Origin of the sequence: Methanococcoides vulcani, assembly GCF_900111645.1 — an archaeon.
Lineage (GTDB): Archaea > Halobacteriota > Methanosarcinia > Methanosarcinales > Methanosarcinaceae > Methanococcoides > Methanococcoides vulcani.
Map to the genome: position 1 here is coordinate 356,821 of NZ_FOHQ01000002.1, position 13,234 is coordinate 370,054.

Genomic DNA, 13,234 nt, shown 5'->3' on the forward strand with positions numbered 1-13,234 from the left:
GGTAGTGAAATGGTAGAAGAACTGGATGAAGGAAAACTGGAGCATCTTCTGGGACACTGGATAGAGCACAATGAAAGCCACAGCAAAAGTTTCAATGACTGGATCGTCAAGCTTGAAGCTGCTGGTTTTGGGGAAGTTGCAGGCCATATCCGCACAGCTGCTACAAAGATGGATGAATGTACTGAACATTTAAAACAGGCAAAAGAGGTCGTGAGGAAGTAAATTTCCTCACGGACGACATTTTTAGTTTGATTGCCGGCTTATTGGAAAGCCATCGATTTTTGGAAGATAAATTGCGGCAATGATATGCCACGATGGAATATCAATGCCTGACAATTAAATAACAACTATCACTCAGCTACTTTCCGAGCGGAGCTTTCAAGAACGTAGTGTGCGTTGTGTTCTTCAACTGTTCTGTCGCTTAACCTGAAACCATGCAATGCATGTGGGAAAGGCGAAGCTGATACAACTCTTACTTCTATCTTATTTGCCATAAGTGTTTCTCCTTCTTAATTTAAAATAATATTTGACTCCTTTATTTTGCCCTTTGCTCCTGTTGCAGTAGGCAATTACACACTAATCTTCAAATATATATAGTTATTTGTTTTATTTATATATGCGCTTATTTTTCGAGTTGAAATATGGTTTTATTTATTAATTATTTTATAAACAAAAAAACTGGACTAAATCTGCCTGAATATAAATATTTCTATAATTAAGAGTTGGTACTTATAAACATTGGTGTTTAAAAAAACGATAAGTGTAGGCTTAATTGTCTGGGATTTTTTTGACAGTTGCAAGAAATAGATAAACATCTCCTCTTATTTTTGACAGCTGGCTTACTCAAAAAACGCAATCAATAAAACTTATGTTAAAATATTATGCATATTATCTACTAATTTAATTAATTATAAACTATTTTAACGCCTTACCTATTAGTCACAGCTATTATGAATAAACTAAATAGTTATCAATAGACTTTTTTTTATCTAATATGGAAATCCAAAATTTCCAATTTTTTCCTGAAGATATCTGGTCAAACGATCTCTAGATCAAAAGCTTACATAACTTTCCATGTTTTTCTTCGAGATAATATTCTATGATGATGTAGTCGTTGCAATCTCTTTTTAAATTAAACAAGTCGATTTGTTTTAATAAAAAATCAATTGCAATTTAATTCAAAAGTTAAAAACAAGCATCTGTCGCCTTTATTCTTCTCATGCATGGACCTGCCGCATAATTCCTCGCTTACTCGACAGAAAGTTTCTAAAAATATTTTTATTGCTTCAGAGGTCCTTATATTTCTTCCATGCGCTCTCTTCTGTGCGGCGCATAACTTCTTTCAAAGGCAACCCGGTAATGTCACTGACACGGCGGCAGTCTTCGTATTCCGCAGAAATATGAAGGATCTCTCCGCTTTTGTCCTGCGCGATCTTCACAGCAACCTTATACTCCTTGTCTGCAATTGCTATAGTGGCACTGTCCATCCTGCGGTCGGCTATGAACCGGTGTTTTGTGGGAATGACGCGTACTCCCAGGGTGCCGGTCTGCCGCATAAGTTCTCCTGCAATGCGTGTACTGTCCTCCGGCTTTGCTATCACCTGGATTATATGACCACTACGGCCTTTCTTCATGGTAGTGGGTGTGATGGCAACATCTTTTGCTCCGGCTTCCATCAGTTTGTCGAACAGGTTTCCGAGGACCTCTCCCGTCACATCGTCCACGTTTGTCTCAAGCACTTCTATGGAATCGCGGGATAGCTCTCCGGTGACGTCCATTAGCATTGTACGAAGAACGTTCGGTATCTCTATATCAGCATCTCCTGCACCGTACCCGGTCTCAAGTATCTTTCCCATAGGCAGCCTGTCCACAGGTTCTGCAAAATATGCAAGTATGGCTGCACCCGTGGGTGTAAGTAGCTCCCGCTCACCCGAGCTGTAGATGTCCAGCCCGCTTCCCTTTAGTATCTCAAGAGTGGCGGGTGCAGGCACCGGGAATGTGCCATGGGCAGCTTTTACATTGCCACCACCAACGTTGACAGGGGTGCAGAATATGTGATCAGCTTTTATTTTATGGATGGCATAACAGGAACCAATTACGTCTGCAAGGGCATCATCCTGGCCTACTTCATGGAAGTGAAGCTCTTCGAGGGTTTTTCCATGTACCCTGGATTCGGTCTCTCCGATAAGTCTGAAAACACCAAGAGCACTTTTCTCGACCTCAGCAGGTAATGCTGCAGCTTTGACGGTATCGATAAGATCTGCATATTTTCTGTTGTTCTTATCATCATGTGTTTGGATGTGAACGTCCGTAGCTTCAATACCGCACTTATTTGCAGTTCCCACAGAAACAGTGACATCTACGACCGACTCAATGATCTCGCAAAGTTCAGATTCATCCACGCCAAGTCCTATTAGCCCCCCAACGATCATGTCTCCGGATGCACCTGAGAACGGCTCAAAGATAAGTGATCTCATTCCATCAACAACCCTTTTAATTATTGGAATTGCGTGCCTCAGCTACCTTGTTTGCAATTCTTGCTGCAAATGCGCCGGCAACGAACCCTGCATCAATATTGACAACTGATATCACCGAGCAGGATTGTAACATAGATAACAATGCAGCTTCCCCTTTTGCACCGGCACCGTAACCAGTGGATACCGGTAATCCTATGACCGGTACATCGACAAGGCTGGATACAACTGTTGGCAGGGTACCTTCTCTTCCTGCAGCCACAACAATGGAGTCCGGTTTGTGATCCTCGATATCTTCCATCTCTGAGATCAGCCTGTGGAATCCGGCCACACCCACATCGTAAATGGACAGTGTTTCACATCCCATCTCAGAAGCGACCATCCTGGCTTCCTCAGCAACGGTTATGTCTGCGGTCCCTGCTGAAATGATCACAACCCTGCCGCCTGTTCTGGGTGCAGGGGTGCCGTTGTGTACAACAGCTGTTCTTGAATGCTTGCTCAATTCTATATTGTCATTTCCGAAAGATCTTTTTAAAGCAGTGACCTTGTCTTCGTCAAGGCGTGTAATGAGTACTCTTCCTGTAGCATCGACCTGTGCCTTTGCTATCTCTACTATATCATCGGCTTCCTTTCCTTCGGCTAATATAGCTTCCATTACACCGGTTCGACATTTGCGGAATGTGTCGAGTTTGGCGATATCCGATATTTGCACATAGCCCATTGATCGTATCTGGCTTTCTGCAACCTCAAGGTCTGTCTTGTTGTCTTTTACCTGACGTAAGATCTTCTTTAATTCCATATTCAACCTTTATAATAATGGAATGAACCTTATAAATAGAAGTCCCTTTCAGGCAAAGAATTATAACAATAAGAAGCCTAGGATGTAGCCAGAAGAAAGCGAAAAGTTAAAACATTCTTATTCCATGAATGTGATTATTACATCACTGTTCGGTATGTCCTCTAACCTTTGCATTGACAGGGCATCCCTGTGGTAATCAGGTGGAAATCAGGTACAAATACAGGTTTACAATAATGTCCAAAAGATCAAAAGATATGGCGCTTCGAAATTTCAACAAAGGCATGTCTCTCCTATATGATGGTCAGCAGGAGGATGCCCTTGAGTGTTTGATGAAAGCAGAAACTGATGCAAGGGGGACCGGTTCACCGGACCTGCTCGTCAATGTACTGCAGGCGATCGGAGGTATAATGGAGTCAGATGGCAGGATAGGGAAAGCCATTGACATGTATGCAGAAGCATCTGAACTGCTTGAGGATATGGCAGGTTCAGACCCTTCATTTGCGGAGCATAAGGCACTGGCCATGAACAAGACAGCTTCCCTTCTCTCAGAGCAGGGTGATATTCATAAAGCGATCCCTTTCTTTGAGAAAGCTGTTGTGTCCTACGACAAACTCCTTGCCAAAGAACCCAAGAACGATGTTTACTGTTCAAGTGCTGCCTCTGCGATGAACGATCTTGCCACGATCCTAGCAGATGAAGGCCACAATGATAAGGCAAAAGAGATGTTCGAAAAAGCGCTGAAGCTTTCCGGCAAGATGGTCGTGCTCGATCCGTTGAACAGGGAGAACAGCGCAAAGGCACTGACTATCCAGGCCAATCTGGCTAATCTTCTCTATGAGATGGGGCTTATGCAGAATGCAAGGCTGAATCTGGAACATGCATTCGATGGTTATTCAGGGCTCATGAAGGATGATCCTTCAAACAGCATCTTACATGAGCAGTCGCTGGAACTCCTTGAGAAGCTTGTTAATGCCCTTATGGCCATTGGTGAATATGATCCAGCAAAAGAACGCATTTATGAGCTGGTGGAGTTGCTACCAAGAGCTACAAATAATGACCCCTCCTTTTCCAGAAAGGTCTCCGATATCTTCATGGGGCTGGCAGAACTTGCATCCAGGCGTGCAGACGAAAATATGCTCGATGATACTCGTTCCATTTATGAAACGTCCATTATTGTGATCCTGAAGCTATTGGGGGAAGAACCCAATAACAGCATCTATTTGGATATATTCAGGAATATATTACTTGATATGGAAAATTTGCTGGTAATGGATTCTCCCGAATCGGAAAAGGAAGCGGACCATAATGTTCTGATCTCAATGTATGAGAAGCTCTCCCGGATGGTGCCTGCGGATCTTTCATATCGCACAAAGATCGCAACACTTTATGATGATAAAGGCAGGTTCCTGATGAAGGCAGGCAGGACAGACGAAGCCCGCCAGAGCTACAATATGTCACTGGGCATCAGGGATGAGCTGATAAAGGCAGGAGAATCCCCTCTTTTGCATGAGTTCGGAATTGCTTCCATTAAAAACAACCTTGGTACCCTGTTAGCACAGGAGGGGTATTTTGGAGATGCAAAAACTATGTTCGAGGAATCCCTTGAAGGCTATATGGGTCTATTCGACCGTATTCCTGATGATCCTGCATATGAATATGGTGCTGCACTTACATTGAACAACCTTGCCAAGCTGCTTGCTGACATGGAGCGGCATGAGGATGCAAAGCGTATTTATGAATCCGCACTTGAGATCTATGCAGGGCTGCTAAAATCCGAACCTGAAAAGGTCGGTTACAAGAAGCATGCATCCCGAACACTTGACAATCTGGCTTCCTTGCTTGGGAAGATGGGTCGTGAGGAAGATTCCCTGCGTATGCATGAGAGTGCCAGGGAATTATTAGAAGACATCTGATAAGGGGGGTGTCTTAATTAGATGAAAGGTCCATTCAATGTATGGGTGGACCCCTTCCACAAGAATGTGATCTGATGATATTAAAAAATGATAAAAAGGTCTGTGATGTTCCTCCTGAAGTCCTCGCCCCGGCAGGAGATATCGACGCGTTGATAGGTGCTATCAAGGGTGGTGCAGATGCGGTCTATTTCGGTGTGACAGACCTTAATGCAAGAAAAGGTGCGAAGAACTTCTCCATGGAAGACCTTGAAGATACTATTGATATGCTGCATTCCCATGGTGTAAAAGCATTTCTGGCATTGAACATACCTATCAAGCAGAAGGAGCTTCAGCATGCTCTGGATGTGGTGGACAAAGCCTATTCTTTTGGTGTGGATGCTATTATCCTGCAGGACCTCGGTCTTCTGCGGATCCTTCATGAGACCTATCCTGATCTGGCGCTTCATGCAAGTACACAAATGACCGTCCACAGCATGAAAGGTGTTGACTTTATTGCAAACGAAGGGGCAGTTCGTGTTATTGTTTCACGTGAACTCACGGTGAAGGAACTTACTGACATCGTGGGGCATTCCGATACCGAGATCGAGATCTTCGTACATGGTGCTCTTTGCTATTCTTATTCTGGGAAGTGTCTTTTCAGCAGTTTCATGAGTGACAGGAGTGCTAACCGCGGAGCCTGTGCACAGCCCTGCAGAAGGCCATATAACTTCGTTGTGAACGGTCGTAATGTCAATGTTAAAGGTGTAGGCAGGTTCCCGATAAGCTGTGCTGAACTGTGCACACTTTCGGAACTCGATGAGATCGTTGGTACAGGTCTTCGAAGCCTTAAGATCGAAGGGAGGATGAAGAAACCGGAATATGTGACCGAAAGTGCAAGTGTGTACAAGCGGGCAGTCGAAGCGATATGTAATGGGGAAAAGCTTGAGGAGGCCGAGATCGAGGCGTTCGAAAAGGACCTTGCACAACTTTTCTACCGGGGATTTACAAAGGGATTCGTTCTTGGCGAAAGGGATGTCGTTCATTCTAAATACAGTTCAAGTTATGGTGTTTACCTCGGAAAGATCAAGGAGATTGAGACTTACAAGTATACTACCAGTTTAACCCTGACCTTGAAGGAAGATGTCCAGGTAAAGGATGGTGTAGGTATACACACAAAGGCAGGTGTGCTGGGTTCTGCGATCAACAAGCTTCTGGATGCAAACGAGAATGAAATAAATACCGCGAAGAAAGGCGAGAAGGTCATTATTGAGATCAGCTCTAAGACCGGGAAAGCTGTTGCCAGGGGTAATGAGGTCTATCTTACAACCGATCAGAAGCTTCTGGAAAGCCTTCAGCGAACGAAGACAAAGGGACTTCCTGTAAGTATCGAAGTGATTGCTGAGGTTGGTGAACGATTAAAGGTCAGTATGACCTCCGGTGAAATGAGCGTTGATGTCATTGATGAGTTTGAGGTTCAGGAAGCCAAGAAAGCCCCGATTTCTGAGGAACAGATCGTTTCAGCAATGGAAAAATTAGGAGATACTTCATTTTCGGCATCTTCGGTGGATCTGAAGATCAATGGAAACATCTTCATTCCTATTGGGGTGCTTTCAGGTGCGAGGAGGGAAGCTGCTGAAAAGTTGCTTGAAAAGGTCCTTGCACAATACAGGGAGGAAGAAAAACATCCGCAATTATCAGAGATATCATACTTCTGCACAGACGGGGGATGTGAGGATAGTAGCTCCAAGGATGAAAAGCAAACTCCACTTCTGAGCGTAGAAGTAAAGAATGCAGGCACTTTTTTCGATGCTGTGGACATGGGTGCGGACATACTCTACCTGCCTATCAGGAAGTTCCACGAGCTGATGCTGGAAGAGAATGCCGACAGACTGGAGGCTGCCAGAAGCAATTCTGAGATCGTTCTCATGGCACCACGCATAAGCCATGAGGCTGAGCTCATGGAGCTATTGCCGCTGATGGAAAAAGCAAAAGATGACGGTTTCCACATTGCCTGCTACACTCTGGGTCAGGTGGAACTTGCAAAACAGGTCGGAGTGCCGTTCGTGGTGCAAAAGGAGTTCAATACTTTCAATTCTTACACAGCAGATGAGTTCTACAGGGCCGGGGCATATCGTGTCACACTGTCTACCGAACTGAACCTTGACGAGATCAGTGATGCTTGTGATGACATCTCCTGTCGTGGTAAGGAACATCAGCTGGAAATAGTTGTGCATGGAAGAGAACTGATGCTCATCACAGAGCATGACCTGTTGAAGCCTTTGCTTGAGCAGGGTAGTGCTACGGCCAGCAGTGAAGTGCTTATGGTAGATTCAAAGAGTGTGGAATATCCGGTAAAGCGTGTGGATGAAAGGACGCTGATCTACGATTCCAAAGTGCTGGACATGCTCGATAAAATTGATGAACTGAAGAAATGCGGTGCAGATGTTATGCGTCTGGACCTGTCCCTGTATGGCAAGAGGGATGTAAAAGAGATCACTTCAGCATATCGAAGAATGCTTGACGGTAAGCCTGCAGAACTTCGGCCCAGAAGAGGCGTGAAGTTTTCCAGAGGGCATTATTTTAAGGGTATATGATAGCATGCGGAGGATAGTTCTTGCATCAGCATCTCCTCGAAGAAAGGAGTTGCTAAAGCAGCTTATCGGGGACAATTTCGAGGTTTGTGTGAGCTCATACGATGAATCTCCTCAGGCCGGGATGGATGCAACCGAACTGGTTGTACACCATTCCCTTTCCAAGGCACGGGATGTTGCCGGGAAGTTCGATTCAGGTATCATCATCTCGGCTGATACCATTGTTCTATGTGATGATAAGGTTCTTGGAAAGCCACACTCTCCTGAGAAAGCAAGGAAAATGCTTGATAGTATCAGTGGAAAGGTCGTGCAGGCTATCACGGGCATGACGGTTCTGGATATTGATTCCGGGGAGGATGTCAGCATTTCCGAGATCACGGATGTGAATATGAAAAAGATGTCCGGGGAGGAGATCGCATCCTATGTAAGGTCAGGGGAACCGCTGGATAAGGCCGGAGCTTTTGCGATTCAGGGGAAAGGTGCGATACTTGTCGAAAGCATCAGGGGAGATTTCTTCAATGTTGTCGGTCTTCCACTTTTCAAATTGGGTTCTATCCTCGATGACATGGGTGTTCATGTCTTTGATTTTGAATGATCTTGTTTCTCATTCAATAGGCTCGATCTTTCAACCATTTTCATATCTTAGGGTAGAGCTACAAACAAAAACTGATAAATCCAGCTGACCAAAATCCACATAAAGAATGCTTTACAACTTCTTTTAACCAGTTTTATAGGAGTGGATATACTATGACAGTAGCAAAATGGAACGGGGCCATACTTGCAGAAAGTGATGCAGTGAAGGAGGTCGAAGGAAATCTTTACTTCCCGCCGGATTCGGTGAACAGGGAATACCTGCGTGAATCGGATACCCGTTCGACCTGTCCCTGGAAGGGTCTGGCATATTACTACGATATCGTTGTAGGCGACGATGTGAATAAAGATGCAGCCTGGAATTATCCCGATTCCAAGCCGGCTGCAAAAGAGATCACAGGTTATGTTGCATTCTGGAAGGGTGTGGAGGTAACTTCTTAATCCACCCTTTTTGTACTGGCAGCCGTCTTGTCGGGGTCAACGACCACGTCAATAAGTGCTGCTTTTTCTGAACTGAATGCTTTTTCCAGTGCATCGTCCAGTTGTGCGGGGTCTTCTATCCTGTAGCCTTCCCCTCCGGCAGATCTTGCAAATCCTGCAAAGTCAGGGTTCGGGAAAGTGACTCCGTATTCCGGATAGTTGTCCCTTAATTGCTCTTTCTTGATGTTCTTGAGCTTGCCGTCGTTAAAGACAATGACGTTGATGCCAAGCTCTTCCCTTACAGCTGTGGTGAAATCGCCCATGAGCATCCCGAATCCACCATCTCCTGTCACACAGATGACCTGCTTGTCAGGATAGTCAAGCTTTGCTGAAAGGGATGCCGGAAGTGCAAAACCCATGCTCGCGATGTTTGCTGACATGAATGTCCTCTGCCCTTCACAGACGAACTTCTTGTAGAACCAGTATGTATGGTCTCCGACATCGACACAGATGATGGCGTCTTTGTTTGCATGGCGTTTGATGGCCTGCACAACGTAGCCGGGATTTATTGGTATGGACAGGTCATTGGCATCGGTCTCTAATTCTTCCCTGTGTGTCTTTTTCATCCGGTCGATGTTCTCCAGGAACTCTTTGTTCTCCTCCCTTTCATTTATATGAGGTAATAGTTCCTTAAGCACAAGGTCTGCGTCGCCGACAATGCCAACATCCACATCAAAGGTCTTTCCTATCTTTGTAGGGTCGATATCGATCTGGATTATCTTTATGCCAGTAGGTACGAGGTTAGCCTGTCTGAAACCGGAACCAATTATGACTATCAGGTCAGAATCCTTGATCGCCTGTGCAGAATGTTTTGATCCGATGGACCCCAGGACGCCTACGCTGAAGCGTTCGGTCTCATGGATCACACCCTTGGCTCTTGATGTGGTTGCAATGGGAGCTTTAATTTTTCGTGACATCTCCAGCAGCAGTTCCTTGCTGTGCCGGGAACCCCAGCCTGCAAAGAGGGTCACTTTTTTGCATCCATTGATAAGTTCCGCTGCCCTTAGTACATCCTCCTCCTTTGGAGATGTCTTGTTCATGAAAACTCTCTTTTCAGGCAAATATATCTTCTCACCAAGTTTTTCGGCAAGAATGTCTGTGGGAGTGCTAAGAACTGAAACTCCCGGTTTTCGGTGTGCGTACTTAACTGCCGTGGTGAGTAACTTTAATGCCTGGTTATCCCTGGCAATGGTCTCGGCAAATTCAGTGAATGGCTTGAACAGCTCGATCTGGTCGATCTCCTGGAATGCTTCGCTTCCAAGGTATACTTCCGGCACCTGACCTGCAAAAGCAAGTACGCAACTCCTGTCGGTGGCAGCATCCATCAATCCGGTTATCAGGTTGGTACAACCGGGTCCGGCAATGGAAATACACACTCCGAGTTCGGATGTCATTTTTCCATGTGCTGATGCCATGAATGCAGCTGTTTCCTCATGGCGTGTGAGAATGAAACGTATATTTTCACTCCTTCTGATGGCATCGATAAGTGGAAGATTTGAATCTCCTGGTATGCCGTAAACATATCTGACACCAAAAGCTTCCAGTTGCTCGACGATCTTGTCAGCAACAGTTGTCTTTATATCCTGGTCTTCCTTTGCACCGCCTTCCTTGACAAATGCGGATTTCGGTGCTCCGCAGACCGGGCAGGTGTAAGTATCGGGCAGGGAGTCAAAATCCTGCCCTTCTGCTTCTTCGTCATATGTCCAGTTGCAAACCGAACATTTGTATTTACCCATATCGCCCTCGCAGTCGTTCGGATCAGTTCTTCTCATCCTTGAACTCTACATACCAGTGTTCGCCATTACAGAACGGCTTGTTCTTTGAAGCACCACATCTGCAAAGAGTATAATGTTCCTTGGATTCAGGAGTATTTCCATCAGGATCATCAAGTTCGATACCGCCTACTACTTCATATGGTCCATCCTTTGAGATAGTAACTCCGGGTTCCTTGTCAAGTTCCTTGTGTAGCACACCATCCTTTGTGTAGCTAAGGGCACCTGATGGGCACATCTCGATAACTCTCATGATGTCTTCCACACTGGCTCCTTCAGGATCGATCCACGGTTCCTGTTTCATCCTGAATACTGATGGGAGGTTGTCTGTACAGTATCCTCTGTGGGAACAGACTCCCCTATTGTCGTGGATAGTAATATCTTTTCCAACATAGTCATCCACTTTGTCAGGTTGCCTGCCTTCGAGCTTCTCGCCGGTGAAACCTACCTTTACATGTGTACCGTCACAGAAAGGTTTGGTTGATGACTGTCCACAGCGACACAGGGCTACCATGGGCTTTGGTTCAAAAGTTTCTCCTTTTGAGTTCTTCAGGTTGTTAAGTTCCTTTGCAAGGTATGGCCCGTTCGTTGATGGCTGGATGCTTGTTTTGTTGTCTGTCATTTCTTACTTCCCCCTTATGTCAGAAAATTCATTCTTTGTCCATATGGACATCCAGTTGTGGATATGGTATCTCGATATCTGCATCTTTGTATGCATTCAGAATTCCATTGGTAAGATCGCCTTTGACTCCCCAGTAATCCGATGTATTTGCCCATGCACGAAGCTGGAGATTTACAGATGAATCTGCAAGTTCAGTTGTGACAACAGCAGGTGCAGGGTCCCCAAGGACCATTGAGTTGTTCTTCATAAGGTCCATAGCAACCTGGATGGCCTGATCCAGCTTTGTGTCGTAACTGATGCCAACGTTAACATCAACTCTTCTGGTAGGCATTCTTGTTGCGTTCTCAATGGCACTTCCCCAAATTACCTTGTTAGGAATTGTAACTAACTTGTTATCGGGTGTAAGCAGTTCTGTTGCCATAAAACCAACAGCACTTACACTTCCTGAGTAGCCTGTCACTGATACAAATTCCCCTTTGTCGAATGGTCTCAGTGTGGCGATCCATATGCCTGCTGCAAGATTTGTCAGTGTATCCTGCATTCCGAAGCCAAGTATCAGACCTATGACTGCTGAAAGCCCGACTACTATCGAGCTAATATCAGGACCAAGTGCTGATACCGTTGCAAGTATGACTGCAACATACAACAATGCCAGAACGAACCTGGACAGGAATTCTGCTACAAGTTCGGGCAGTTCTGTTTTTTGAAGTCCACTCTTAAACATTCCTGCTATGATCTTTGCTATAATGATACCTACAACAAGTATTACCAAGGCTGATAGCAAATCAAAATATGTCAGATCCATATATGGTAGATTTTGAGACAGCATGTAGTCAACTCCCTTAATTTTAAAACAATACCCATTATTTGTTGGTGTTGATGGCTATATAAGGGTATTGTAAAATTCCCTGGCCGGGATGTGTTCTGTGATTCGGATATCATCTGATTATGGTGCGATGAGTTCGATTGATTATGTTTTGGTGTTTATATGTGTGGGGTCATGCTATTCATAAGTCATAATAAACTCTGATTTACTCCACATATTTCTTCATTCATTTGCATTATTTCTTGTTAGCTTACAAAATATCGTGAATAATCATTGACAAATATCTTTTTATAATATTACTCCTTCTAGGGGGCTGACTCCAAACGGGGAGGCGTGTCCAATGATACTCCTCCTCCAACTCTTTTATGCATATTCTCTGTTGTTTTAATTCACGTTTAAAGCGTTAGCTGTTGCTCTTTTTTAGAATTTGTATCTGTTACTTTCTATGCATCTATTTCCAGTTAACTTTGAATCGGGTGCGCATATTTATCGACAAACGGCCGATATTATCGTCCCACCGGTTGACAATCTCAAAAGGCTTATATAAGAATTGGAATATTAGAAAATCTAACTATTAGTTTATCAAATGATTTGATTATCTAATTGTTGCAGTTTCAACGTTGAGTACTGGATTCAGGAGGTACAATTTGGATAAAATTGAGCAATTCGTCAAATTACATGTGGAAATTGAACATGTCAAAAGAAAATTAGAGGGTAACATGACTGAATGTTTCCTGAAAGATGAAGGTTGTACCAGTGCACATAAAACCATGAACAAGGCCCTTCTTCTCATATAGGAAGAAAGTGAGATCATGCCTTCGACACTTGCGAGATTCCTGGAACTCAAAAAGAGCAGTGTTACAAGCCTTATCGACAGTCTTGAAAATGAAGGTTTTGTCTGTCGGAAAGACGATCCTTCCGATCGCAGGAAAGTGTTGATCTCTATTACTGAAAAAGGTGTGGAACACACTAAAAAGATCATCACTAAAATGCTTTCAGTAGCTAAAAAATGTATGAGCGATCTGGATGATGAAACGCTTGAAAAGGCTATTGAAGCACAGCTAATCCTACTCAAATTACAGCGCCACATGTATGATCGATCGGTTGAACTGCTCGATCAAAAATGTACTCCTGAATAATACAGTCAATAATAAAAGATAGGAAGCGATTACCATAAAGAACCTATT

General features: G+C 44.3%; 12 protein-coding genes. 6 read left to right on the forward strand and 6 right to left on the reverse strand.

The window, feature by feature from the left end; all coding sequences use genetic code 11:
• The first annotated feature begins 9 nt into the window (after nt 1–9).
• Nucleotides 10–222: a DUF8180 domain-containing protein gene (locus tag BMX02_RS05040; protein ID WP_091689594.1), complete on the forward strand. Its 213-nt coding sequence runs from the start codon at nt 10–12 to the stop codon at nt 220–222.
• Between the two features lie 128 nt (nt 223–350).
• On the opposite strand, the gene BMX02_RS11825 is transcribed toward BMX02_RS05040, so the two are convergent.
• The 3 genes from BMX02_RS11825 to larB form a co-directional block, all read right to left on the reverse strand.
• A complete protein-coding gene (locus BMX02_RS11825) occupies nt 351–494 on the reverse strand; it encodes a hypothetical protein (RefSeq protein WP_167879250.1) in 144 nt (47 codons plus the stop codon).
• A 792-nt stretch (nt 495–1,286) separates the two neighbouring features.
• The gene (gene larC / locus BMX02_RS05045; protein ID WP_091689595.1) at nt 1,287–2,477 is read right to left on the reverse strand and encodes a nickel pincer cofactor biosynthesis protein LarC; all 1,191 of its coding nucleotides are present in this window, start codon (nt 2,475–2,477) and stop codon (nt 1,287–1,289) included.
• Nucleotides 2,478–2,493: 16 nt separating this feature from the next.
• On the reverse strand, nt 2,494–3,273 hold the full coding sequence (gene larB / locus BMX02_RS05050) for a nickel pincer cofactor biosynthesis protein LarB (RefSeq protein WP_091689596.1): 780 nt from the start codon (nt 3,271–3,273) through the stop codon (nt 2,494–2,496).
• 200 nt (nt 3,274–3,473) lie between these two features.
• Here larB and BMX02_RS05055 point away from each other — a divergent pair, with 200 nt between their 5' ends.
• The 4 genes from BMX02_RS05055 (at nt 3,474) to BMX02_RS05070 (ending at nt 8,788) form a co-directional block, all read left to right on the forward strand.
• Nucleotides 3,474–5,186 carry a tetratricopeptide repeat protein gene (locus BMX02_RS05055; protein ID WP_135643933.1) on the forward strand — a complete coding sequence of 571 codons (1,713 nt, stop codon included), beginning with the start codon at nt 3,474–3,476 and terminating at the stop codon, nt 5,184–5,186.
• A 74-nt stretch (nt 5,187–5,260) separates the two neighbouring features.
• On the forward strand, nt 5,261–7,759 hold the full coding sequence (locus tag BMX02_RS05060) for a U32 family peptidase (protein WP_091689684.1): 2,499 nt from the start codon (nt 5,261–5,263) through the stop codon (nt 7,757–7,759).
• A 4-nt stretch (nt 7,760–7,763) separates the two neighbouring features.
• Complete coding sequence (locus tag BMX02_RS05065; protein WP_091689598.1) at nt 7,764–8,351, forward strand: Maf family nucleotide pyrophosphatase; 588 nt, start codon at nt 7,764–7,766, stop codon at nt 8,349–8,351.
• 152 nt (nt 8,352–8,503) lie between these two features.
• Complete coding sequence (locus tag BMX02_RS05070; protein ID WP_091689599.1) at nt 8,504–8,788, forward strand: DUF427 domain-containing protein; 285 nt, start codon at nt 8,504–8,506, stop codon at nt 8,786–8,788.
• On the opposite strand, the gene BMX02_RS05075 is transcribed toward BMX02_RS05070, so the two are convergent.
• From BMX02_RS05075 to BMX02_RS05085, 3 genes are read right to left on the reverse strand one after another with little or no spacing between them, the layout of a single operon-like run.
• A complete protein-coding gene (locus tag BMX02_RS05075; RefSeq protein ID WP_091689600.1) occupies nt 8,785–10,599 on the reverse strand; it encodes a thiamine pyrophosphate-dependent enzyme in 1,815 nt (604 codons plus the stop codon). The two genes, BMX02_RS05070 and BMX02_RS05075, sit on opposite strands and share 4 nt — an antisense overlap.
• Complete coding sequence (locus tag BMX02_RS05080; protein WP_091689601.1) at nt 10,586–11,221, reverse strand: CDGSH iron-sulfur domain-containing protein; 636 nt, start codon at nt 11,219–11,221, stop codon at nt 10,586–10,588. Before BMX02_RS05080 ends, BMX02_RS05075 begins: the two co-directional genes overlap by 14 nt.
• 28 nt (nt 11,222–11,249) lie before the next feature.
• Nucleotides 11,250–12,050, reverse strand: a complete 801-nt coding sequence (locus BMX02_RS05085) for a mechanosensitive ion channel family protein (RefSeq protein WP_244624839.1) — start codon at nt 12,048–12,050, stop codon at nt 11,250–11,252.
• 809 nt (nt 12,051–12,859) lie between these two features.
• Here BMX02_RS05085 and BMX02_RS05090 point away from each other — a divergent pair.
• Nucleotides 12,860–13,186 carry a MarR family winged helix-turn-helix transcriptional regulator gene (locus tag BMX02_RS05090; protein ID WP_091689603.1) on the forward strand — a complete coding sequence of 109 codons (327 nt, stop codon included), beginning with the start codon at nt 12,860–12,862 and terminating at the stop codon, nt 13,184–13,186.
• Nucleotides 13,187–13,234: the final 48 nt, after the last annotated feature.